General features: G+C 63.3%; 20 protein-coding genes. 7 read left to right on the top strand and 13 right to left on the bottom strand.

What is annotated here, in order from left to right:
* Positions 1-33 precede the first annotated feature (33 nt).
* The gene (locus NKK50_RS13640; protein WP_023706171.1) at positions 34-1023 is read right to left on the bottom strand and encodes an AraC family transcriptional regulator; all 990 of its coding nucleotides are present in this window, start codon (positions 1021-1023) and stop codon (positions 34-36) included.
* A gap of 163 nt (positions 1024-1186) precedes the next feature.
* Between NKK50_RS13640 and NKK50_RS13635 the strand changes: the two genes are divergently transcribed.
* On the top strand, positions 1187-3034 hold the full coding sequence (locus NKK50_RS13635) for a monovalent cation:proton antiporter-2 (CPA2) family protein (RefSeq protein WP_352543547.1): 1848 nt from the start codon (positions 1187-1189) through the stop codon (positions 3032-3034).
* The gene (locus NKK50_RS13630; protein ID WP_031204189.1) at positions 3034-3582 is read left to right on the top strand and encodes a DUF924 family protein; all 549 of its coding nucleotides are present in this window, start codon (positions 3034-3036) and stop codon (positions 3580-3582) included. The genes NKK50_RS13635 and NKK50_RS13630 overlap by 1 nt, the downstream gene beginning before the upstream one ends.
* Here the strand turns inward: NKK50_RS13630 and folK are convergent.
* Genes folK through folP form a run of 3 tightly spaced genes read right to left on the bottom strand, consistent with a single transcriptional unit; the run spans position 3579 to position 5303 of the window.
* On the bottom strand, positions 3579-4097 hold the full coding sequence (gene folK / locus NKK50_RS13625; RefSeq protein WP_023739998.1) for a 2-amino-4-hydroxy-6-hydroxymethyldihydropteridine diphosphokinase: 519 nt from the start codon (positions 4095-4097) through the stop codon (positions 3579-3581). The two genes, NKK50_RS13630 and folK, sit on opposite strands and share 4 nt — an antisense overlap.
* Positions 4081-4440: a dihydroneopterin aldolase gene (gene folB, locus NKK50_RS13620; protein ID WP_023673502.1), complete on the bottom strand. Its 360-nt coding sequence runs from the start codon at positions 4438-4440 to the stop codon at positions 4081-4083. The genes folK and folB overlap by 17 nt, the downstream gene beginning before the upstream one ends.
* A gap of 17 nt (positions 4441-4457) precedes the next feature.
* Entirely contained in the window at positions 4458-5303 is an 846-nt protein-coding gene (folP, locus tag NKK50_RS13615; RefSeq protein WP_023739999.1) for a dihydropteroate synthase, read from the bottom strand.
* 148 nt (positions 5304-5451) lie between these two features.
* Between folP and NKK50_RS13610 the strand changes: the two genes are divergently transcribed.
* Both NKK50_RS13610 and NKK50_RS13605 read left to right on the top strand, forming a co-directional pair.
* Complete coding sequence (locus tag NKK50_RS13610) at positions 5452-6072, top strand: DUF922 domain-containing Zn-dependent protease (RefSeq protein WP_023728091.1); 621 nt, start codon at positions 5452-5454, stop codon at positions 6070-6072.
* 233 nt (positions 6073-6305) lie between these two features.
* The gene (locus NKK50_RS13605) at positions 6306-7790 is read left to right on the top strand and encodes an MDR family MFS transporter (protein WP_023834144.1); all 1485 of its coding nucleotides are present in this window, start codon (positions 6306-6308) and stop codon (positions 7788-7790) included.
* A 20-nt stretch (positions 7791-7810) separates the two neighbouring features.
* Here NKK50_RS13605 and NKK50_RS13600 read toward each other — a convergent pair whose 3' ends face one another.
* The 3 genes from NKK50_RS13600 to NKK50_RS13590 all read right to left on the bottom strand — a co-directional run bounded on the left by NKK50_RS13600 (position 7811) and on the right by NKK50_RS13590 (position 9763).
* Positions 7811-8842: an NAD(P)/FAD-dependent oxidoreductase gene (locus NKK50_RS13600; RefSeq protein WP_023673506.1), complete on the bottom strand. Its 1032-nt coding sequence runs from the start codon at positions 8840-8842 to the stop codon at positions 7811-7813.
* A 104-nt stretch (positions 8843-8946) separates the two neighbouring features.
* Complete coding sequence (locus NKK50_RS13595) at positions 8947-9267, bottom strand: 2Fe-2S iron-sulfur cluster-binding protein (protein ID WP_023673507.1); 321 nt, start codon at positions 9265-9267, stop codon at positions 8947-8949.
* Positions 9268-9424: 157 nt separating this feature from the next.
* Entirely contained in the window at positions 9425-9763 is a 339-nt protein-coding gene (locus NKK50_RS13590; protein WP_023688665.1) for an Hpt domain-containing protein, read from the bottom strand.
* A gap of 313 nt (positions 9764-10076) precedes the next feature.
* On the opposite strand from NKK50_RS13590, the gene NKK50_RS13585 reads away from it, so the two are divergent.
* Positions 10077-16286 carry a kinesin gene (locus tag NKK50_RS13585; protein ID WP_352543546.1) on the top strand — a complete coding sequence of 2070 codons (6210 nt, stop codon included), beginning with the start codon at positions 10077-10079 and terminating at the stop codon, positions 16284-16286.
* Between the two features lie 6 nt (positions 16287-16292).
* Entirely contained in the window at positions 16293-17045 is a 753-nt protein-coding gene (locus NKK50_RS13580; protein WP_245265713.1) for an RNA ligase family protein, read from the top strand.
* 34 nt (positions 17046-17079) lie between these two features.
* On the opposite strand, the gene NKK50_RS13575 is transcribed toward NKK50_RS13580, so the two are convergent.
* Genes NKK50_RS13575 through NKK50_RS13560 form a run of 4 tightly spaced genes read right to left on the bottom strand, consistent with a single transcriptional unit; the run spans position 17080 to position 21154 of the window.
* Positions 17080-17721, bottom strand: coding sequence for an ABC-type transport auxiliary lipoprotein family protein (locus tag NKK50_RS13575; protein WP_444849013.1), 642 nt, complete (start codon positions 17719-17721; stop codon positions 17080-17082).
* 37 nt (positions 17722-17758) lie between these two features.
* On the bottom strand, positions 17759-19132 hold the full coding sequence (locus NKK50_RS13570; RefSeq protein WP_023699351.1) for an MlaD family protein: 1374 nt from the start codon (positions 19130-19132) through the stop codon (positions 17759-17761).
* A 14-nt stretch (positions 19133-19146) separates the two neighbouring features.
* Positions 19147-19965 (bottom strand): ABC transporter ATP-binding protein, encoded by an 819-nt coding sequence (locus NKK50_RS13565; protein ID WP_023684944.1) that lies wholly within the window; start codon positions 19963-19965, stop codon positions 19147-19149.
* A 1-nt stretch (position 19966) separates the two neighbouring features.
* The gene (locus tag NKK50_RS13560; protein ID WP_023708615.1) at positions 19967-21154 is read right to left on the bottom strand and encodes an MlaE family ABC transporter permease; all 1188 of its coding nucleotides are present in this window, start codon (positions 21152-21154) and stop codon (positions 19967-19969) included.
* Positions 21155-21231: 77 nt separating this feature from the next.
* Here NKK50_RS13560 and dgcA point away from each other — a divergent pair, with 77 nt between their 5' ends.
* A complete protein-coding gene (gene dgcA, locus NKK50_RS13555; protein WP_023711447.1) occupies positions 21232-22215 on the top strand; it encodes an N-acetyl-D-Glu racemase DgcA in 984 nt (327 codons plus the stop codon).
* On the opposite strand, the gene NKK50_RS13550 is transcribed toward dgcA, so the two are convergent.
* Positions 22186-23400, bottom strand: coding sequence for an MFS transporter (locus tag NKK50_RS13550; RefSeq protein ID WP_023711448.1), 1215 nt, complete (start codon positions 23398-23400; stop codon positions 22186-22188). The genes dgcA and NKK50_RS13550 overlap by 30 nt on opposite strands.
* Before the next feature lie 104 nt (positions 23401-23504).
* On the bottom strand, positions 23505-24320 hold the full coding sequence (locus NKK50_RS13545) for a UDP-2,3-diacylglucosamine diphosphatase (protein ID WP_023694171.1): 816 nt from the start codon (positions 24318-24320) through the stop codon (positions 23505-23507).
* Positions 24321-24391: the final 71 nt, after the last annotated feature.

The following is a 24391-nucleotide window of genomic DNA, read 5'->3' as shown; positions in this document are numbered from 1 at the left end:
TAGATAGGCGAGTCCGCCCGGATGTTATGTACCTTAAAATCCGAAATTCATATCCATTCGTCCGGGAATTGTGCGGCGCACAACGCCTGGCGAGACATTGGTGATGCGCTTGAACGCGCGGGCGAAGGACGCCTCGGAATCATAGCCCAAACGGGTAGCGACTTCGGCAACAGACAAGCCGTTTTGGCCCAGCAATTCGCGGGCAAGCTGCATGCGCAGGCGGGCGAGATAATGTGCGGCGCCCTCACCCAATACCGCGCTGAAGCGCTCGGCGAAAATCGAACGCGATTGGCCTGCCACGCCGGCCAGGCTTCCCAGCGTCCAGTTGTGGCCGGGATCGCGATGCATGGCCGCCAGAGCGCGCCCTATATGGGGGTCGCGGATGGCTGCAAGCCAACCGATGGTCGAGGCGCCGTTGCAATTGACCCAGCAGCGTATGAGCCTGGCTGTCAGCAAATCCGCCATACGCGACAGGATGGTGGCGCTGCCCATCTGCGGTTGCGCGGCCTCCACCGTCATGGCCGCCAGCAAAGGGCCGACCATCGGGTCATTGCCGGCCACGTCGCAACCCTTGATGAGAGGCGGCATCAACGTGATCAACGGATTGAGCGCATAGGAGCCGAGAGACATGGAGCCGCAGAAAAGGGTGCTTGTCGCGCCCGTTCCCTGCCGTATCACTTCGCAAACGTTGCCGCCCAACTTGATCACCTGGCAGCCCTCGAGCGAGTCGCCCACCACGTCCGGCGCACTCGCCAGCCGATGGGCGATGCCTTGCGGCAGCAGCACCAGATCGCCATCGCGCAACTCCTGCCAGCCTTGCGCTTCGGTGTGAATCCAGCATGGACCCTGGCCGACAAAGTGAAAACGAAGCAGTTGTTGTTGCGGAAAGTCTATGCTCCAGGGGTGCCGGAGTTCGCAGCGGCCATAGTTGACGCCACTCAAACGAAAGTCTTGCAGAACTTCGCTGAGCGCATCCATCGGGATATGTGGCAGCGGCGACGGCCGGGACGAATAATCAGGCATTTGTCAGATATAGATACCGGCCGTCCGACAGGCAAGCGCAGACTGTTGTTCCACCGGGGAATCGCTGCCGCGGCACCCTACCCATCCTGGCAGGCTACTTCCCGCCCTTGCCTCCCGCTCCCAGTGCATGCAAGGAGTGCTGTCGGACACAGGGACAAGAGGCATGGCAGCGGAAGCATCGGGCAGCGATCTCATTCAGGTGGTGGCGCTGCTTGCCGCAGGCATCGTCGCCGTTCCGATCTTCAAACGCATGGGGCTGGGCTCGATCCTCGGCTATCTCGCCGCGGGCGTGGTCATCGGCCCGTTCGGTATTGGCATTTTTTCCGAATCGGAAGCCATCCTGCATGTCGCCGAACTCGGCGTGGTCATGTTCCTGTTCATCATCGGGCTGGAGATGCAGCCGTCGCGGCTATGGGGCCTGCGCCGCGAGATTTTCGGCCTCGGCGCGCTGCAGGTCGGCGTCTGCGCCTTGCTGCTCACCGGTGTTGGTCTCGCCGGCGGCTTTCCGATCGCGCAATCCTTCGTTGCCGGCGCCGGTTTCGTCCTAACCTCGACGGCTATCGTCATGCAGCTTCTGGAACAGCGCGGCGAGATGGCGAGCCCCAAGGGCCAGCGCATCGTTTCCATCCTGCTGCTCGAGGATCTGGCAATCGTGCCGCTTCTGGCGCTGGTCGCCTTCCTGGCGCCGGGCGGCGCCGAGATGACCCTGCAGCAGAGGCTGGCCGAAATCGGCATCGGTCTTGGCGCCATCGTCGGGCTGGTGGTGGCCGGCCGCTATCTGCTCAACCCGTTCTTCCGCATCCTGGCCGACGCCAAGGCGCGCGAAGTCATGACGGCGGCAGCCCTTCTGGTCGTGCTGGGGTCGGCGCTGGTCATGCAGCTTTCCGGCCTCTCGATGGCGATGGGCGCCTTCCTCGCCGGCGTGCTGTTGTCGGAATCGACCTTCCGCCACCAGCTGGAGGCCGACGTCGAGCCATTCCGCGGCATCCTGCTTGGCCTTTTCTTCCTCGCCGTCGGCATGTCGCTCGACCTGCATGTGGTGGCCGACAACTGGCGGCTGATCGCCGTCTATGTCGTCGCCTACATGGCGATGAATGCGCTCGGCATCTACCTCGTCGCCCGCTTGCTGAAGAGCGGTCATCGTGAAGCGCTGGAACGCGCCGTGATCATGGCGCAAGGCGGCGAATTCGCCTTCGTCCTCTATTCGGCCGCAGCGGCGGTTGGCATCATCGACAGCCGGGCCAACGCAACGCTGACCGCGATCATCATCATCTCCATGGTGCTGACGCCGCTGGCCATCATTGCGCTCAAATATGTGACGCCGCGCGAAGAGCAGTCGCTTGAAGGCGTCGACATCGCCGACGGCCTTACCGGCAGTGTGCTGGTCATCGGCTTCGGCCGTTTCGGCCAGATCGCCAGCCAGCCGCTTTTGTTGCGCGGCATCGATGTGTCGATCATCGACAATGATGTCGAAATGATCCAGGCGGCCGCCGATTTCGGCTTCAAGGTCTATTATGGCGACGGCACGCGGCTCGACATTCTGCGCGCCGCAGGTGCAGGCCGCGCGCGCGCCGTGCTGATCTGCGTCGACAAGCCGGACGCCGCCGTGCGCATGGCGGAACTGATCAAGGCGGAGTTCCCGCTGCTGACCGTCCTGGCACGCGCGTACGATCGCGGCACCGCGCTCTCGCTCATCCGCGCCGGCGTCGACTTCCAACTGCGCGAGACCTTCGAATCGGCCCTCGTCTTCAGCGGTTCCGCGCTCGAGGTTTTGGGCGTCGAGCCGGAAGATGTCGCCGATGTCATCGAGGATGTGCGACGGCGCGACAATGCCCGACTGGAGACGCAGCTGGCCGAAGGCGTCCGCGCCGGGCAACGTTTCCTCAGGGGCAATACCGGCACGCCGATCCCGACGCCGCTGACGCAACCGCGCCGGCCCGGCCAGGCGCTGAACGAAGAGACGGCCGGCGTGCTGCACAAGCCGGAGCCCGCCGATCAGGGGGAAAGCTGATGACCGCATTGGATGAGCGCGCGCTCGCCGTCACAAAATTCTGGCGCGAGGCCGGCGAAGACGCGTGGTTCGAGAAGAACGACGCCTTCGACGCGAATTTCCGCAGCAGGTTTCTCGACCTGCACTTTGCCGCCGCCCGGCGCGAGTGCGACGCATGGTCGGAGCATGCCGAGGGTTCGCTGGCGCTGATGATCCTGCTCGACCAGTTTCCGCGCAACTGCTTTCGCGGCTCAGGCCATATGTACGCCACCGATCCGCTGGCGCGGTATTTTGCCGCCAAGGCGATCGCTGCCGGCCACGACCTTGCGCTGGAAGAAAACCTGCGCGTCTTCCTGTACCTGCCCTACGAACATTCGGAACTGCCCGCCGACCAGGACAGATCGGTCGAGCTCACCACCGCCAGGGCGCCGGAGTATGTGAAATACGCCATCGAGCATCGCGACATCATCGAGCGTTTCGGCCGCTTTCCGCACAGGAACAAGATGCTTGGCCGCGAGACGACGGCGGACGAACAGGCATTTCTCGATGGCGGCGGCTTCTCCGGTTAACCCAGCCACCAATCACGGCCGGATGCCAGTCGCTCTATGCCTGATGTATCGACGGCGCTGAGCCGCGCGCTCACGCTCCTGCCGCCCACCGCCAGATCCGGCGCGATCTCGGCCAGGGGCGCCAGCACGAAGGCGCGCTCCAGCATCCTGGGATGCGGCACTTCCAACCCGGTTTCGTGGATTGTGCGGTCGCCGAACACCAATATGTCGATGTCGATCAGGCGCGGACCCCAGCGCTCCTCGCGCACCCGCTTCAGCTTGCGCTCGGCCTCGAGGCAGAGGTCGAGCAGCGCCCTTGGCGCCAGCGAGGTCGAGATTTCGGCAGCGGCGTTGAGGAAATCCGGCTGGTCGAGCTTGCCCCAGGGCGGCGTGCGATAGAGCGAGGAGACGGCGATTACACGCGTGTTCTCGTCGGCGTCCAGCAGGCGCAGCGCCGTGGCCATCGAGGCCGAGGGATCGCCGAGATTGCCGCCAAGGCTGAGATAGACCGTGTTATTGCTACTCTGGCCAGACAACGGTCACCTCGACGTAATCGAGCACGCCGGGCACCGGTGCGTTGGGCTTGCGCACGGTGATCTCGGCCTTCCTGATCTGCGGAAACCGTGAAGTCAGCGCCTTCGCTACTTCGAGCGCCAGCGCCTCGATCAGGAAACGGCGATGTCCAGTGACGATCTTTTCAATCACCGTGAAGGCGATGCCGTAATTGACGGTATCCTCGATGGAATCATCCTCCAGCGGGCGGCTGGGCTCGACCGTCAACTCGGCATCGACATAAAAACGCTGGCCAAGCGCCTCTTCCTCATCCAGCACGCCGTGCCGGGCAAAGAAGGCGCAGTTCTTCATGCGGATGACGTACATTTCTTAGTGTCCTGGGCTCAGCGTCCTGGCTTTTCGCGCGCCAGCATAGCATCGGCGACGGCCAGTGCGTCCATGTTGATTGCGACATCGTGAACGCGAAACAGATCGGCGCCCTTCAGCCTCAGGATGACACTGGTGGCTGCCGTCCCGGCGGCGCGCGCGCCGGCTTCGCGGCCGGTGACGGTGCCGATGAAGCGTTTTCTGGAGGTGCCGGCCATCAAGGGAAAACCGAGCTCCTTAAGCTCGAAAAACCGCGCCATCAGGTCGAGGTTTTCCTCAGCCGTCTCCTTGGCGAAGCCGAAGCCGGCATCGAGTACGATATGATCGTCCGCAACGCCGCTGCGCCTGGCGATTTCCAGCGAAGCCTTGAGGAACAAAAACTGGTCGGCGATGACGTCGGGCAGTTTTTGCCGCTCGCGCCCGGTATGCATGATGACCAGTCCGGCGCCGGTCTCGGCGGCGACGCGGGCGATGCCGGGTTCACGCTGCAAGCCCCAGACATCGTTGACGATATGCGCGCCGGCGGCGACGGCGAGGCGCGCGGTTTCCTCGCGATAGGTGTCGACCGAAATCAGGGCTTCGCCTGAACCGGCGAGTGCTGCGATCACCGGCAGGATGCGGGTCTGCTCTTCTTCAGGCGTCACGGGCGAGGCGCCGGGGCGCGTCGATTCCCCGCCGATATCGACGACGGCGGCGCCTTCTTCCACCATGCGGTGCGCCTGCGCCACCGCCTGGTCAGGCGTGATGAACAGTCCGCCATCCGAAAAACTGTCCGGCGTGACGTTGAGAATGCCGACCACAATGGCTTTCTCGCCAAGGTCGAGATGGCACTTATGCGCCAGTTGCCATCGCCTTGTCGTCATTGTCCTTCAACCATGTGTCTCATTGGCATGTGGCTCATTGGCATGTGGCTCATCGAGCGCTTGCAATCCATCAACGATGCGTGATCGGTGGAAGATCAATTCCGTTGCGCCGGCAACGGCCGTAAAGCAAGGTGAGTGAAGAGGCAACATGATGAAACGACCCCTGCTCTGCGCCCTGATGCTGGCTTTGACCGTCCTGCCGGCGAATGCTGCCAATCTGGTGAAGACTTACAGCTATTTTGCCATCGGCGGCAGCACGCTCGATGACATCGAGACGCAATTGTCGAAGCATGGACCCGAGGTGAAAAGCACCGGGATGCGGCATCCAGGCGCCACCCAGATGGCGTTCACCACCCGCATCAGCTACGCGCAAACCGCTGACACCTGCCGCATCGCCAAGGCTGCCGTCACCGTCAAGGTCAAGGTCATCCTTCCGGAGTGGCGCAGGCCGCGCAAGGCCGATCCCGATGTCAGGCTGTTCTGGGACACGCTGTCGGCCGACATCAAGCGCCATGAGGAGCGTCATGTCGAGATCGCCAAGAACCACGGCCGTCTGCTCGAAGACGCGCTGAACGCGAGCTTTGCGCAAAAGACCTGCGCCGGGGCAAAGGCGAAGGCGGCGCAGATCACCGCGGCCGAACTCGCCAGGCATGACCAGGACCAATTGCGCTTCGACCGCGTGGAAGGCGTGAATTTCGAAAGCCGCATCCTGCGGCTGCTGCGCTACCGCATGCAGCGCGTCGAGAACGGCCAGCTTCCGCCCGGCTGAAACACGGACTGATACCAAGCCAATTCTGCCGAAACATGAGGCCAGCCCCAGAAAATTTTCGGGCATAGGTCGAAATCGGCCTATACGGGACGACATATGTCAGGCTCGCAAGATATGTCAGGCTGGCAAGGCGCGACCTTCGAAACACCAGATCAAGACCAATTGAGGCGGCGCGTAGCGGAGCGGCCATTTGGCGCCGCGCAATCGCTCTCAAACTTTATGGATGAACTGACATGGACCAAGCTGTCGACAAGCCGGCTAGGCTGCCTCCCGCCGCGCCGCTGACGGAAAGCGAGAAGAACGTCATCATCGCCGGCATCCTTTTGTCGATGCTGCTGGCGGCGCTCGACCAGACAATCGTCGCGCCGGCCATGCCGACCATCGGCCGTTCGCTCGGCCATGCCGACTACCTGCCGTGGATCGTGACCGGCTATCTCCTGACGGCGACCGCCATGGCGCCGCTCTACGGCAAGATTTCCGACGTCTATGGCCGCCGGCCGACCGTCTATGCGGCGATCCTGATCTTCCTTCTGGGATCGCTGGTCAGCGCCATGGCCCCCAACATGTTCGTGCTGGTCATCGGCCGGGCGATCCAGGGTGCGGGCGGCGGCGGCCTGTTCGCCCTGGCGCAGATCGTCATCGGCGACCTGGTGCCGCCGCGCGAACGCGCGCGTTATGCCGCCTGGATTTCGGGCACCTGGGCGGTCGCCAGCATCGCCGGGCCTTTGCTCGGCGGCGGATTTGCCGAACATCTGCATTGGTCGCTGATCTTCTGGATCAATATCCCGCTCGGCATCTTGGCCATGGCCATCATCAACAAGCCGCTGCGCAAACTGCCGGTCGCCGCAAAGCGGCATCGCATCGACGCGCCGGGCGCGCTGCTTCTGGTGGTGGCGACGGCATTGCTGCTTTTGGCCCTCAACTGGGGCGGCAGCGCCTATCCATGGGCCTCGCGCGAGATCGTCGGCCTGCTCGCCTGTTCGGCGGTCTTCTGGGGTGCGTTCGCGCTCAGGCTGATGCGTGCGGCCGAGCCGCTGATTTCGCTTGAAGTGCTGAGCAATCCGATCGTGCTTGCCGGCACGGCGTCGATGTTCCTGCTGCAGGCCGCCAATATCGGCCTGTCGGTGTACCTGCCGGTCTATCTGCAGTCGATCATCGGCCTGTCGGTCAGCCAGTCGGGCCTTGCCATGCTCGGCCTGCTGCTCGGAACGGTCGCCGGCGCGACCTTCAGCGGCCGCACGATACCGCGCTTCTTCCACTACAAGCGTATAGCCATGGTCGGCGTTCTCTTCGCCATTATCTGCCTTGGCGTGCTCAGCCTGGTCGCCGGCCGCGCCTCGCTGCTGGTGGTCGAGCTCTTGACCATCTGCATCGGCCTTGGAAGCGGCACCACCTTCCCGGTCGCCACCGTATCGGTGCAGAACGCCGTCGACCGCGCGCATCTCGGTGTTGCCACCGGCGTGCTGACCTTCCTGCGTTCGCTGGGCAGCGCGCTCGGCGTCGCCATGCTCGGCGCCGTCGCGCTCGGCTATGGCCTGCCGCTTGCCGGCGAAGGCGCGCCGGCTGCCGGACAGATCGTCTCGGCGACGCCCTTCATGATGATCTTCCTTGCCGCGGCCGTCACGCTCGTGCTGGCGCTGATGACGCTGGCGCTGATGCCGGAGAAGTCACTGCGCGGCCGCGACGAGGCCGAGGCGCCGGTCGTTCTGGTGGAGTGATCCGGAAAGCGCTGTAGGACCTACTCCACGACGCCGAGCTTCTTCTGCAGGCTGGTCGACGACGTCGTGTACTGGAAGACGATGCGCTCACCGGGGCTGATGATGCGCTTGGCGGCCTGCGCCATCAGCGCCACCTCGTGAAAACCCGACAGGATCAGCTTCAGCTTGCCTGGGTACCAGTTGATGTCGCCGACGGCAAAGATGCCTGGCACCGAAGTCTGGAATTTCTCGGTATCGACCGGGATGAGGTTCTCATGAAGGTTGAGCCCCCATTCGGCGATCGGGCCGAGCTTCATGGTCAGGCCGAAGAACGGCAGCATGCGCGTGCACGGCACCTCGATGTCGCCGTCAGGCCCGCCCTTGATGGTAGCAGAGGCCAGCTCGCCGTCGGCGCCGGTCAGGCCGCTCACCTGGCCGACCCGGAACTCCAGCTGCTTCATCTCCTGCATGGCATACATCTTGTTGACGCTGTCGGGCGCCGCCCTGAATTCCGCGCGCCGGTGGACCAGTGTCACGCTTTTTGCCACCGGCTGCAGGTTCAGCGTCCAGTCGAGTGCGGAATCGCCGCCGCCGACGATGACGAGGTCGTGGCCGCGGAATTCCTCCATACGGCGCACCGAATAGAAGACGCTCCTGCCCTCATAGGCCTCGATGCCGGGAATGGGCGGCCGTTTGGGCTGGAACGAGCCGCCACCGGCGGCGATCACCACCACCTTGGCTTCGAACACCTCGTTCTCGTCGGTGGTGACCCGAAATGAGCCGTCGTCAAGCTTTTCCAGGCTGGAGACCATGCGGTTGAAGGTAAAATCCGGCTTGAACGGGTGAATCTGCTCGAGCAGTCTGTCGACCAGGCCTTGCGCCGAGATCGATGGCCAGCCTGGAATGTCGTAGATCGGCTTTTCCGGATAGAGTTCGGCGCATTGGCCGCCCGGTCGGTCGAGGATGTCGATCAGATGGCACTTCATGTCGAAGAGGCCAAGTTCGAACACGGCGAACAGGCCGACCGGACCCGCCCCGACGATGAGTGCGTCCGTCTTGATTACATCGGTCATGCCAGGCGAGCCTCATTGTCAGACTGGGGCGAAACTGGCGCGAGACTGCATGAGCATTGGCCCGCTGCCAAGCGGCGGCGGGAAAAATCAGATGGTACGGGAGATCAACCCTGGCGAGCCGGCACGCGCACGACCAGGCCGTCAAGCGCGTCGCGCACCTTGATCTGGCAGGACAGCCGCGAGTTCGGCTGGACGTCATAGGCGAAGTCCAGCATGTCCTCTTCCATCGCCTCCGGCTCGCCGACCTCGGCCGTCCAGGCTTCGTCGACATAGACATGGCAGGTCGCGCAGGCGCAGGCGCCGCCGCATTCTGCCTCGATGCCCGGCACCGCGCTACGGATCGCATTCTCCATGACGGTCGAGCCGTTTTCGGCCTCGACATCGAAAGGAGTGCCGTCATGGGCAATGAAGGTCAGCTTGGTCATTTATCACCTGAAGGGAGTCCCAGCCGAGATAATCACTCCACCGGACAAGTCAACTGCGGCGCGAAAGCGCCGCTTTGTGACGTTTTTTCGGAAAGCTGGCCAAAGCACGCCCTGGCCCCGTCGATTCATCCCGGTGGCCGCTGCCGAGCGGCAGCCATTACCGGCTGATGGCGGCGATGAAATCGCGCACTTCCTCGATCAGGGTGCCGAGGCGCTTGAGGATGCGCGCATCTTCCGGCTGCTGTTCGATCGAGGTGGCGCAGTCGGCGATGGCAAAGGCGCCGACCCCGCGCGCCGAACCTTTCAGCCCATGCGCCAGAAGCAGTCGCTCCCTGACGTCGGCATCGACAATTCTGTCGCGGACGGAAAGCGCCTGCTGTACGAACAGTGCCAATACCTCCTGTTCGAGGGCGCGATCGCCCATTGTCTGACGGGCCAGATGGGCCAGATCCACTGGGCGCGAACGGGCCGGTCCCGACGCATCGCCGCCCGGCATTGAGAAGGCAATGCCGCTTTCACCGCGTACCAATTTGAAACTCCTTGTGCCGATCGCCGAAAAAACTAGGCGATTTCCGTCGCCAACGCGTTAATGAATGGGCTGGAAAATTGTTGCCGTTGAGGCGGTTAGATCACGTTGTCGTTAACCTTATATTTAAAGTTTTACGTATCTCGCGGAATGCATGTTTTCTTTACCCCTGTGTGTCATTACGATACGAAGGTCCATTTTCAGCCTCCTGCGTGGGATAAGACGAGCCAGAATCAGGCAAAAATAAGAAGTCCCTCGGCAGCTAGTACAGGGTAGCGAAGGCATGGCGAAGAAACCAACGACGACCAGAACTCTCGACAGCGACGTAGCCAGGGAACTCGAAAAGGCACTAGACCTCGATCTCAGCGGAGACGGCAGCGGCGATCTCGATATCGCGGCGTCGATGGAAGATCTGGAAGCGCAGATATCGCAGGCCGCGGACGAACTGGCGCGCGAAGGCCGCCCCCAGAAGCCCGCCCCCGCTCAAAACGCGCCCGTCCAACAAAACCAGAGTGCGAAGCCGGCAGCCAAGCCCGCCGAGTTGCGCCCGGTCGAATCGCGCAACAGCGCGCAGCCAGCCGGCTTCAAGCCGGCAAACGATGACCGCCAGAAAGATTACAAGACGCTGCTACACAGCCTCAACCGGCGCGCGTCTAGCACGATCTATTGGGTCGTGGCGTTCGTGTCGCTGGCCTGGATCGCCGGCGCCGGCGGCCTCGCCAATCTGCTGTTTGGCCCCAGCATCTGGAAAATTCGTACGTTCGATCAAATCCTGGCCCGCCCTGAACTGATCGGCCTAGCGATCGCGGCAATCATACCGGTCGTCCTGTTTTGGGCCTTCGCGGCGATGATCCGCCGCGCGCAGGAAATGCGCATTGCCGCGCAATCGATGACGGAGGTGGCTTTCCGCTTGGCGGAGCCGGAAAACCTCGCCCAAGACCGCGTGATGATGATCGGCCAGGCCGTTCGCCGTGAAGTGGCGGCGATGGGCGAAGGCATTGAGCGCACGCTGGCGCGCGCCGTCGAGCTCGAAACTCTGGTCCACAGCGAGGTCAACCAGATCGAACGCTCCTATTCGGAGAATGAATCGCGCATCCGGTCGCTGGTCGACGGGCTGGGCAGCGAGCGCGAAGCCGTCGTCACTCATGCCGAGCGTGTGCGCGCCTCGATCACCGGCGCGCATGAAACGCTGAAGGACGAGATCGGCGCCGCCTCCGACATTATTCGCGACTCTATCCTCAACGCGTCGACCAAGCTGTCGATGACGATCACGAATTCCGGCGACACACTGATCGACCGCATCAATGAAAGCTCGATGTCGATCTTCGATTCCGTCGAAACCCGGCTGGATTCAATCACCGACAGGCTGTCGACGTCGGGCGAAGCCTTTGCTTCGCTGCTCGACACCCGCATCGCCAAGCTGACGGACACCACAGACGGCCTGACCCGGTCGCTGACCGACCTGCTCGACGACCGCACCACCGGTATGGTGTCGCTGCTCGGCGGCGCCGCCCGCACCCTGAGCTCGGAATTCGAGTCCAGCCTGAACGGCATCGAGCGGACGCTGGCCGAGCGCGGCCAGGCGCTGATCAGCGAATTTCAGACCCGCGCCGAAGCACTCGATACCGGCACGCAGAAGCTCAACGCCGCGCTCGAGGCGCGCGCCCGCCAGATCAACGAAACGCTGGTCGAGCGCGCCCGCGAGATCGCCCACACCTTTGCCGAGAGCAAGGATCATTTGTCGGCCATGATCGATCAGGGCAAGACCCAGATCGGCGCCGACATGGCCGACATCGTCTCGTCGACCTCGTCGATGCTCGAAGCCCGCGCCAGCGATTTCGCCGGCCGGATGGAAGCCGCCCGCCATGTCGTGTCGCGCTCATTCGACACCGACATCCAGCGTCTTGCCGATGCCCGTGTCGGCATCGAGGACGCCGTCGAAAACCACAGCCGCAAGCTGTCCGAAAGCCGCGAACGCATGGCGGCTGCCATGCAGGCGGACCTGGCGAAGTTCGCCGAGGGCCGCGCCGGCATCGATGCGGCCGTAACGAACCAGGTGCAGAAGCTGGCCGAAGGCCGCAACCTGATCTCGCGCGCCCTGGAAGAGGATCTGCGCAAGGTCAACGAGTCGCGCGCCGCCATCGACGCGTCGCTGGGCAGCCATCTCGAGCGGCTTGAAGAAGGCCGCAACCGGCTCAACCAGGCTTTGCATGAAGACTCCGGAAAACTTGTGCAAGCCCGTACGATCATTGACGAAATGGTCGCCGGGCATGTCGGTAAGCTGGCCGAAGGCCGCAACATTCTGTCGCGCGCCCTGGAAGCCGATCTCGGCAAGCTCGCCGACAGCCGCGCCTCGATTGACGGGCTGGTCGCCGGCCAGGTTGAAAAGATCGCCGAAGGCCGCGCCATCCTGACCAAGGCGCTCGAAAACGACATTATCGGCATCAAGGGCGTGATCGAGAACCACTCGGCGAAACTGGCCGAGGACCGAACCGAACTCAGCAAGGCGCTGGAGAACGACCTATCCGGCATCAGAGGCCTGCTCTCCGACCATTCGAGCCGGCTTGCCGACGATCGTGGCCTGTTGTCACAGACGCTCGAGGCCGACCTCGCCAAGCTCGCCGAGAGCCGGTCGAGCATCGACGGGCTGGTCGCCGGCCAGGTCGAGAAGCTGGCCGAGGGGCGCGATATCCTCAAGCGCGCGCTCGAAGCCGACCTCAACACCATCAAGGGTGCCATCGCGGGTCATTCCGACAAGGTGGCGGAAGAGCGCGGTCAGCTTTCCAAGGCATTGGAGGCCGACCTGCAAAATGTGAACAGCCTGATCGCCGACCACTCGAACCGGCTTGTCCAGGATCGTTCGACGCTATCCCGGGCGCTTAAGGATGACCTTCAGAATGTTAACAGCCTGATCACCGACCACTCGAGCCGGCTTGTCCAGGATCGTTCGACGCTATCCCAGGCGCTTCAGGACGATTTGCACAATGTCAGCGGCATCATGGCCGATCATCAAAACAGGCTCGTCCAGGACCGTTCGGCGCTCTCAAAGGCACTGGAAGACGACATCGCCAAGCTGGCGGAGAGCCGCTCCAACATCGATGGGCTGGTCGCCGGGCAGGTCGAGAAGCTCGCCGAGGGCCGCGACATCCTCACACGGGCGCTCGAAGCCGATCTCAATGCGATCAGGAGCGCCATTGCCGACCAGTCGCAGAAGCTGAGCGAAAACCGTGGCGAGTTCGCACGGGTGCTGGAAGCGGATTTGGAAAATGTCAACAGCCTGATCGAGGGTCACAGCGACAAGCTCGTCCGGGATCGCGCGACGCTGTCGAAGGCTCTCGAGGACGACCTCGCCAAGCTGGCCGAGAGCCGGTCGAGCATCGACGGACTGGTCGCAGGCCAGGTCGAGAAGCTGGCCGAGGGCCGAGACATCTTGAAGCGTGCGCTGGAAGCCGACCTGCAGAAGCTGTCGGCAAGCCGCGGTGAGGTTGACGACATCATCGCCGGCCATGTCGGCAAGCTGGCCGAAGGCCGCAACATGTTGACCCAGGCGCTGGAAGACGATCTGGCAAAGCTCGCCGACATACGTAAGGATGTCGACCGCTCGCTGTCGGGCCATATCGACCAGATTGCCGGCAGAAGCACCGATATCTCGGCGGCAATCGCTGCCGATGTCGAGAAGATCGAGCAGGCCTTCAGCAAGCAGACCGGCATCATCGAAGAGCGCGCCGGAACCATGGAGCGCGCGTTGTCGGTGGGTGTCGACAATGTCCGCAGCGTGCTCGAAAAGAGCGCCGTCTTCGTTGCCGGCGCGCTGCGCGAGAAGGTGATGGAAGTCACCAGCGCGCTGCACGAACAGGCCGGTGCTGCCTTCAGTGACGCCGACCGCAAGATCGCCGAGCGTGCCGAGCAGACTTCGGCCGCCCTTTTGGCCCGGGCCGAGGACATCGCCCGCACCTTCGAGGACGCGGATCGCCGTCTGCACGCACGTGCCGAGGACACATCGAGCGCCCTGCTTGCTCGCGCCGAGGATACGACGAATGCCTTGCTTGCTCGCGCCGAAGACACAACGAGCGTGCTGCTTGCCCGGCATGACGAGACGTCGAACTCGCTGCTCGCCCGCGCCGAAGAAACGGCCGGACGGCTGGCTGCCCGCGCCGGCGAGATCGCCGGCACGTTCGACGCCGCCGACCAGAAGCTGGTCGCCCGCGCGGTCGAGACGGCGCAGTCGCTGGCCGACCGCGCCGGCGACATCCTGCGTAACTTCGAGGGCGCCGACCAGCGGCTGAGCATGCGCATCGGCGAATCCGCCGAAGCGCTGGCCGCCCGCGCCTCGGACCTTGGCCGCATCTTCGACGCCGCCGACCAGCAACTGATCTCGCGCATTGCCGAGGGTTCGGACGCGCTGTCGGCACGCGCCACCGAGATCAGCCGCATCTTCGACGAGGCCGATCACCGCCTGGTGTCGCGCATCGCCGACTCCACGTCGACAATCGGCGAGCATGCCGACAACATCGTCGGTGCCTTCGCCAGCACCGAGCAGCGTGTTGCCGAACGCGCACGCCAGACCGGCCAGGAACTTGCCGTCCACGCCCGCGAGATGGAGCAGGCTCTTGCCGGCGCCGACGAGCGGCTGGCCGCGAGCGTTGCGTCCGCAGCTTCGCGCGTCGAGGAACAGGTCGCCAGCGTCGAGAACCGCCTTCTTTATACGACGGAGACGATGGGCCAGAAGCTCAACGAGCAGGTTTCCAGCGCAGAAGCTCAGCTGATCTCGCGCGCCAACACGATTGCGGAGACTTTTACCGCGGTCGGCCAGCACATCGGCCAAAGCACCAACGACGCTGCCAAGACAATCGGCACCAATACCCGCGAGCTCAACACGATGCTGGCGGCGCGTTCGGCCGAGATGGCGAAGATCCTGGACGAAACCGCGCGGCCGCTGGTCGAGCGCTTCGCCCAGGGCGGCTCGGAACTGCAAAAGAGCATGGAAGAGGTCACCGAACGCGCGACCGAGAAGCTGCGCAGCGAAAATGCCGCCCTCGTCAACGCGCTCGCCAGCCGCACCGCCGAAACGCTGTCGGCCGTCGAAGGCGCACGCTCGTCGCTCGCCGATAGCGTCGCCGACCTCATCGGCCGCATGAGCGTCTCCAGCTCGCAGCTTGGTGAGCTGATCGAACAGGCGGCGATCAACCTCGGCCAGGTTGACGAACGTCTGAGCGGCAGCACGCAAAGCTTCGCGGCAACCACCGAAAAGGCCGCGCAGACCTTCGCCAGCTCGGCACGCCTGGTCGATTCGAACACGACGCGGCTTACCGAACTGTCGTCGTCGACCCTGCGCGAAGTGGCCTCGATCGCCACCAAGTTCGACGAGCACAGCCGCTTGCTGTCCTCGGCTTCGGATCTGTTGAGCTCGGCGCAGAGCAATCTGGAGCACACGCTTGAGCGGCAATCGTCGCTCGAAGATCTCGCCGTCGGCCTGGTCAAGAAGTCGGAAGACCTCGAGAAGGTGATGCGTTCGTTCGAAAACCTTGTCGGCCAGACGATGCAGAATGCCGAAGGCAAGACGCTGGCATCAGCCGACAAGATCCGCATCGCCATAACGGAAGTGGTCGATTCGGCAACCAGCCGGTTCGCCGATGCGACCGAGGAGATGCGGCGCACCGCAAGCTCGATCAAGACCGAGCTCGACCTCACCCGCGCCGAGCTCAAGAAGGGCGTCATCGAGATGCCGGAAGAGGCCAAGGAATCGACCTCGGCGATCCGCCGTGCCGTTGCCGAGCAGATCAACGCGCTCAAGGAACTTTCGGATATCGTTGCGAAATCGGGACGCGGCGGCGACAATGCCGAACCGCGCGCCCTGCGCCCGGCGCCGCAGGCGCCAGTGCAGCGCCCGGCCGAGCCGGTACGCCGCCCGCCGCCGGCGCCACAGCCGGAGCGCCCTGCTCCGCAGGCGCCGCTCGGCGGCCTGCGTGGCACGCTCGATATCGAACGCCCTGCCGAAGCACCGCGCCAGCGCGACGCCAACGCCCGCACGCCGCAAGGCGGCTGGGTGCGCGATCTCCTGACCGGGGCATCGCGCGAGGAGGAAGTCGCCAGGCCGGCAGCGCCCGCGGAAGCACCGCGTGCAACTCCCGCCCAGCGCTCGCCGCTGCATGTCATGGAGTCGCTCAACTCGCTCTCGGTCGATATTGCCCGGGCGATCGACCACGACGCCTCGATCGAGCTGTGGAACCGCTACCGGCGCGGCGAGCGTGACGTGTTCACGCGCCGCCTCTACACGCTCAAGGGCCAGCAGACCTTTGACGAAATCCGCCGCAAATATCAGGCTGAGGCGGAGTTCCGCGCCGCCGTCGACCGCTACTGCGACGATTTCGAGAAGCTGCTCAAGGACGTCTCGCGCAACGACCGCGACAACATCATGGCGCAGACCTACCTGACGTCGGACACCGGCAAGGTCTACACCATGCTGGCCCATGCGAGCGGCCGTTTGCACTAGCTACGATTGCTGCATCAAAATGAAAAAGGCGGGAAATTTCCCGCCTTTTTCGTTTGTCATGGATCGAACAATGACGAGCGCAAAGAACTCAGGCTGCCCTTGCTGGCGCGATGGACTGCAAGCTATGCCTCCAGCATGAGGAAATACGGTCGCACCTTTCATCTGCCGATATCGGTCGGAGCCACCAGCGACGACAAGGTCATGGCGTCGCTTGAAGGACTAAGGGTGGCTGATCTTGTGGTCACCGAGAAGATGGATGGAGAGAACACAACCCTTCATCGCGATGGCTCTCACGCGCGCAGTCCCGATAGCCGTTATCATCCATCCCGAGACTGGCTGAAGGCATTTGCAGCAAATGTTTCACCGCAACTTGCTGACGATGAACGGATTGTCGGCGAGAACCTCTATGCCCGACATTCGGTTGCGTATGATGCGCTGCCGTCATTTTTTCTTGGCTTTGCATGGATCATCGGGACCGAGATTCAACCGTGGGATTTGACCCTGGCCCGGTTTGAGGAACTGGGCATCACTCCTGTTCCCACGCTCTATCGTGGGCCTTTCAGCCCCAACCTCTTCGATGATCTGGCTGCGTCCCTGGATAAGGCCAAGCAAGAAGGCTTTGTGGCTAGGGTTGCCAAAGCATTTGCTGAGGCAGACATGCCCATTCGCATGGGCAAATATGTACGGGCAGGACATGTCCAGAGTGAAACCCACTGGATGAAGGCAGAACTGGTCACCAACCGTCTGGCAGGCGGCTAAGATTCCTGGGTCTCAAGCGCCTCGCCGGGTTCGGTCAGATCACCGAATCCGTCCAGCCCACAACATCCTTCGCCGCCTCGCCGAAGGCGCTGTCGAGCGCGTTGACATAGGCCGGATTGCCGCTGCCCGAGACGGGAGCGGATGCGGTGAAGCTCTTCGAGGCGCGCACCTCGCCGTTGCGGTCGTTCAGGATGCGCACGAAGAGATTGACCTCGGCATGCTCGCCACCATTGACGCGGACTTCGAAGGAGCGGATCTCGACGATCACCTGGTAGTCGATCGCCAGCCCCTCGCCCGGCTTGCCGACGCCGGCAAAGCTTCCGGAGCGCTGGAAGGTTTCGGCGAGCCTCGCCTGCACGATCAGCGGCAGCCGGTCGGCCCATTGCGCGCCCTTAAGATACTGGATCGAGCGATCTGACGGCTTGATGACGATGTTCTGGCTGTCCAGCGCCTTGAGCGCGGATGGCTGGGCGATCAGGATCTGGCGGCGGCTGTGGCCATGCGCGTCGATCGACGGGGCGGACAGCTCGAACGTATCGAGTGGCGCCGGCTTGCCTCCCAATGCCGCGCAACCAGCCAGCGTCAGGCCAAGCAAAACGACTGCCGATCTATACCCACCCAACCCGAACGTCACGCGTGATCCCCACTGTCCCCGGATCGTATGATGAATCCGCATCCGCGGTCCATGTAATTGCTGCGGGCGGGCACGGAAGTCAACGCCGTGCCCTGCCATCGAACTGCCGGACCTCGCCGTCGCCGCCCGACAGGATGCGCTGCGGGTTGCGGCTGAGATCGGTCACCGCCTCTTCGATGCGGCTGATCGAACGCCGGCTGTCCTGGACCAGCGCCTCGACATTCGACAGGCCCTGGCCCGAGAAGCGCGCAATATTGTCGGTGATCGTGCCAAGCCGGGCGTTCAGCGTGTCGGCGACCTGCTTGAACGACTTCAGCGTGTCCCTGGCATCGGCCATGACGCCGTCGGCTTGGCCCGAACCGAGCAGCGTATCGACCCTTTTCAGGATGCCGTCGACGCGCACCGAGGCATCGTTGAGGCGCGACGCAAGCTGTTTGGCGTCCTTGATCGTCTCGTCGATGTCGTCGGCCCGGTCGGCGAACTTGTCGGTCACCTTGGCGATGTCGGCGGCGGCCTTGTTGGCATTTTCGCTGGCCTTCTGAATGTTGGCGAGCGCCACGCGCACCTGCGCCGGATCGATGCCGTCGAGCACATTGTCGACCTTGGCCAGCGTGCCTTGCGTGCGCGTGGCGAAATCGTTGACCGAGCCGACCGCGGTATCGACGTTCTTGATCACGCCGTCGAGCTGTTCGCTGGTCTCCTTCAGATTGGCGGTGACGGCGTCCACATTGGCGACGATGCTCTTGATCTTGTCCTTGTCGACGGCATTGAGCAGGCTTTCGGCAGCCTTCAGCGTGCCGTCGAGCTTGCCGGAAACACCCTTCAGCTCATCCGACAGCGCGCTGACGGCGGTCAGGAACTTGTCGATGCCGTCGGCATTCCTGGCCAGCGCATCGGAAAATGTCTGGGCGTTCTTGACGGTCTGGGTCAGCGGCCCGCGCACATCCCTGGTGAAACCTTCGAGTTCGGAAAGCACCTTGTCGGCACGGGTGAAGATATTCTGCGCCGTCTGCAGCAGGTTGGTGACCGCCGATGGATTGGCGACGATCTCGGCGGTCCTGCCTTCCTTTGCCGCCTCTTCCAGGAGATTTGGTTCCTTTGGATCGGCGCCCTTCAATTCGATGTTGACCTGGCCGGCAAGGCTGGCGATGCCGATATCGGCCTGCGTCGATTTGGTGAGCGGCGTTGTCTGGTCGATCTCGGTCGTAGCAATGGCGGCATTGGGGTCATTGCGGTCGAAATAGACGCGCTTGACCACCCCGACCTTGACGCCGTTGAACAGCACCAGACTGCCGGGGCCGAGGCCGGAGGCCGAACCCTGAATGCGCACGCGCAGCTCCGCCGTCTCGCCGCGATCACCGATCTGGGCGGTCCAATAGACGAACCCGAACGCCGCCAGGATTGCAGCCAGGGTGAAAATGCCGACAATTACGTAGTTGGCTCTGGTTTCCATTGCCCCACTTATGTCTATGCGCGCGCGGCAAGATCAAGTTGCCGAGCGCGTTTTCCGCGGAAATAGGATTTGACCCACGGTTCTTCGCTTTTCAGCATGTCGTCGATCGTGCCTTCGACCAGGATTTTCTTGTTGCCGAGCACCGCCACGCGGTCGCAAGCGGTAAACAGCGTGTCGAGATCGTGCGTCACCATATAGACCGTCAGATCCATCGTATCGCGCAGCTTGACCACTAGTTCGTCGAATTCGGACGCGCTGATCGGGTCGAGGCCGGAAGTCGGCTCGTCGAGGAAGACGATGTCGGGGTCGAGCGCCAGCGCCCGCGCCAGGGCGGCGCGCTTGATCATGCCGCCCGAAAGCTCCGAGGGAAATTTTTGCGCGGCGTCCGGCGGCAGGCCGACCAGTTCGATCTTGAGCAAGGCCAGCTCGTCCATCAGTTTCTTCGGCAGATCGAGATATTCGCGCATCGGCACCTGCACGTTTTCCTGCACGGTCAACGCCGAAAACAGGGCGCCGTGCTGGAAAAGCACGCCAAGCCGCATATCGATGCGCAACCGTTCGATGTCGCTGGCCTTTTCGAGGTCGAGGCCAAACAGCTTGATCGTGCCGGACTGCTTGTGCAGCAGGCCGAGAATCGTGCGCAGCAGCACCGATTTGCCGGCGCCCGAGGCGCCGACGAAACCGAGGATTTCGCCGCGCTTGATGTCGAGCGCCAGTTTGTCGAGGATCAGCTTGTCGTCCAGGGCAACGGTGATGTCGCGCACCGACAGCACGATATCGTCTTCTTCCATTCCCTGCACAGCCTTGGTCGCCTTTGAGTTTCTGCGCATCATGTCAGAACTCGATCGATGCGTAGAAGATGGCAAAAAGGCCATCGAGGATGATGACAACGAAGATCGATTTCACAACCGAGGCGGTGACGTGCAGACCCAGCGATTCGGCGCTGCCGCCGACCTTCATGCCTTCTACGGAAGCAATGGTGCCGATGATCATGGCCATGAACGGCGCCTTGATCAGCCCGGCGAAGATGGTGCTGATATCGATCGCGCCGCGCAGCCGGTCGATGAAGGCCGTCGGCGCAATACCGGAATAAAGCCAGGCGGCTAGGATGCCGCCGCCAAGAGCGGCAAAATTGGCGACGATGGTGAGACAGGGCAGCGCGATCACCAGCGCCACCAGGCGCGGAAACACCAGCACGCCGATCGGGTTGAGGCCGATGACCTTCAGCGCGTCGACCTCCTCGCGCATCTTCATCGAGCCGATCTCGGCGGTGATGGCGCTGCCGGAACGGCCGGCGATCATGATGGCGGTCATCAGCACGCCGAGCTCGCGCAGGATCAGCACGCCGACCAGATCGACAACGAAAATGTTGGCGCCGAAATAGTTGAGCTGGTAGGCGCCCTGCTGGGCGACGATGGCGCCGACGATCGCCGACATCAGCACCACCACGGGGATGGCGCCGACACCCATGCGATCGATCTGGTTGAAGATCGCCGCCGGATTGATGGCATGGCCGCGCCCGAGCTTCATCTGGGCGCCGCCGATGGTGGCGCCGAGGATGTTCATCGAGGCGAGGAAATCGTCGCGCATCTCATAGATGCGGCGGCCGACCGCCTCCAGCCCGCGGAGGATGATGTTGGGGCGCCGGACGCCGCGCGATTCGGGCTCGCGCCGGACAGCTTCGCCAACGGCGCCGAGCAGGATCGAGGCGACATCGCTTTGCCCCTGCATCTTGATCTCGACACCCTTCTTTTCGAAGACACTGACCAGGCGATCGATCAGCCAGGCTCCGGCGGTGTCCATCTTCTCGATGTGGGAAAGATCCAAAGCGAGCGTCTGGAAGCCTTTGCGCTGCTCGATCTTGCGCATCTCGGCGTCGATCAGCGCCACTGTCGTCGTCGTCCAGATGCCGGAGAAAGCGCAGCCGAGGACGCCGCCCTCCTCGCCGACCGCAACGCGGGGCTGGTGGTCGGCCTCCTTGGCGGCGTTGCCGCTTGCGTCGCGTTTGCCGATGGTCAACATGGCGTCCTGTTTAGCCTGACGGGTCGTACCTGTCGATTTGCCGACGACGCGTTGTCGCATAGCCGGAGCAGAAAATTATGGCGCGTGTCATTTCGGTTGAGGCCGAGCGTTTTCCCATTGCCGGCACCTTCACCATCTCGCGCGGGTCGAAGACCGAAGCCGAAGTCATTAGCTGCACGATCAGTGATGGGGACAATCGCGGATGGGGCGAATGCGTCCCCTACAAGCGCTATGGCGAGACCATGGAGGGGGTGCGCGACGCCATCGAGGCCATGCGCCGGCAGATAGAAGGCGGCATCAGCCACAAGGACCTGCTCGATGCGATGCCGGCGGGTGCTGCCCGCAACGCCATCGATTGCGCCTTGTGGGACCTGGAGGCGAAGATCAGCGGCGTTGCGGTCGCGGACGCCATCCACGCTGTGCCCTTGTCGGCGCTGGAGACGGCCTACACGCTGTCGCTAGGCGAGCCGGAGGCAATGGCGGCGCAAGCCCGCGCCAATGCCGGGCGGCCGCTGCTCAAGGTCAAGATCGGCGGCGACAACGACATGGCCCGCATCCGCGCCGTGACCGAAGCGGCGCCCGACAGCCGCATCATCCTCGACGCCAATGAAGGCTGGACCGATGCCAACATCATCGAGAATCTCGCTTTCGCCGCCGAACATGGCATAGCCCTGATCGAACAGCCGCTTCCCGCCGGCCATGATGCCATCCTGCGCCACATCGCGCATCCGGTGCCGATCTGCGCAGACGAAAGCGTCCACGAGGCGAAGGACCTCGAAGCGCTTGTCGGCCTCTATGACGCCGTCAACATCAAGCTCGACAAATCCGGCGGCCTGACCGCCGCCCTTACCCTTCGCAACCGCGCCCGGGAGCTGGGATTCGGCGTGATGGTCGGCTGCATGGTTGGCACGTCGCTGGCGATGGCGCCGGCAGTGCTTTTGGCGCAAGGCGCCGACTTCGTCGACCTCGACGGTCCGCTGCTGCTTGCCCGCGACCGCCAGCCCGGCCTCGTGTACCAGGGGTCGCTGGTGTCACCGCCTGACAGGATGCTGTGGGGCTGAACGCGCGGCGAGCCCGATCAGCGCCAGGCCGACGATGGCGATCGGGATCATCGCCAGGAAGCCGTCGACGCCGTAGCGCTCATAAAGCGGGCCGGACGCCAGCGTCACCGCCGCCATGAAGAAGCCGTTGAAGAAATAAGCAATGCCTTGCGCGGCACCAGTGCGCTCTTCCGAAACCGTTTCGCCGATCATCTTCTGCAGGCCGATCAACACCATCGCCACCGACACCGAATGCAGGGTCTGGACGCCGAAGAAGCCGGCGACGCCAAGCCCGAGTGGCCAGATCAACGGAAAGGCGATCCAGCGCACGATGGAGCCGACGCCGGCGATCAGCATCACCTTGACGACTGAGACGGAGGCAAAAATACGGTTGAAAAACACGAACATGCAGACCTCGGCCACTACGCCCCAGGCCCACAGCAGGCCAACGACGGAATCGCTGATGCCGACCGATTTCCAGTAGATGGAGACAAAGCCGTAAAGGAAGGCATGGCTGGCGGTGATGATGCCGACGCCGAGGGTGAAATACAGGAAATACGGATTGAGAAGGCTCGGCGCCTGATGCTGGATATCGGCGGCAGATAGCGGCGAAGCGCGGCGCGGGCGGCCAAGCCGCGGCGCCAGCAATCCGGCGACGAGCGCGGCACACAATGCCGCAAAGATGATTACCGGCACGGCCTGCGGGCTCGTCCAGGCGAGGATAAAGCCGCCTGCGACATTGGCGCAGAGATAGGATATCGAGCCCCATTTGCGCATCGCGGTGTAGTTCGAGCCGAAGCGGCGCACACCCGACAGCGCGAGCGAATCGGCGATCGGCGAATGCGGCGTCCACACCACCGTCAGCGCCAGCGATACGGCAAGCACCATGGCGTAGGTCGGGTTGAGGAAATAGCCGGCGGAAAGCACCATCGTCGCGGCCACCAGCGCGATATAGACATCCGCCCTGTCCTTCGCCCGGTCGGCCAGCGCGGTCAGCAGGGGTGTTGTCACCACGCGCAGGAACATCGGCGCCGCCAGGATGATGGCGATCTGCTCGGCGTGGAAACCCTGGGCATGCAGCCACAGCGGGAAATAAGGCACATGCGTTCCCAGCGACACGAATAATGTCGCGAAGATCAGACTCATGCGCAGTTCGAAATGGCGCGGCTTGACGAGTTGTTCGGGCGAGAGCGGCGGCAGCGACATGAATCGATCCAATTACGCTGCACAAAGGGCTGCAACGCAGATCGATCCCTTAACATGCGCGAAAGCGGTCCGAAACTGCCTGGACCAGTCGATTAACAGGAGGGTTATGCCGCTTCGACGACCCTGTCTTCGATCAGCAAGGGGATGAACGGCTCGTCCGGTACTTCGGGCAGCACCAGCGCCCAGTGGATGATCTCCATCTTGCCGTCGAAATGTTCGACCACCGCCGTGCAGCTCTCTACCCAGTCGCCGGTGTTGATGTACTGCACATCCTCATAAGTCTCGATGGCGGCGTGATGGATGTGGCCGCAGATGACGCCGTCGACATGCGAGCGGCGGGCCTCCTCGGTCAGCACCGTCTGGAACGAGCCGATGAAGTTGACCGCGTTCTTGACCTTGACCTTGGCCCAGGACGAGAACGACCAGTAAGGGAGACCCAGCAAATGGCGGAGCTTCGTCACCACGCGGTTGACCATCATCGCGGCGTCATAGGCGTAGTCGCCGAGGTAGGCCAGCCAGCGTGCATTGTGGACGACGGTGTCGAACTGGTCGCCGTGGATGACCAGCAGGCGCCTGCCATCGGCGGTTTCGTGGATGGCGCGGTCGGCAACGACGATGCCGCCGAAATGCACGCCTTGGAACTGGCGCGCGAATTCGTCGTGATTACCGGCGATATAGGTGATCGAGGTGCCCTTTCGCGCCTTGCGCAGCAGTTTCTGGACGACGTCATTGTGGCTCTGCGGCCAATGCCAGCTGCGCCGCAGCCGCCAGCCGTCGACGATGTCTCCGACGAGATAGATGATATCGGCGTCGTGATACCGCAGGAAATCGATCAGGAACTCGGCCTTGGCCGCCTTCGATCCGAGATGCAGGTCGGATATGAACATGCTGCGGAAAGTGCGGGTTTCTGTACCGGACATCAGATCGTCACCGTTGCTTTCGCGCAGGCTATGCCCCGATTCATGCAACAACCGTATGACGGTTGCGATTG

Origin of the sequence: Mesorhizobium sp. M0001 (assembly GCF_040324255.1) — a bacterium.
GTDB lineage: Bacteria > Pseudomonadota > Alphaproteobacteria > Rhizobiales > Rhizobiaceae > Mesorhizobium.
This window is presented reverse-complemented; position numbering and strand designations above follow the sequence as displayed.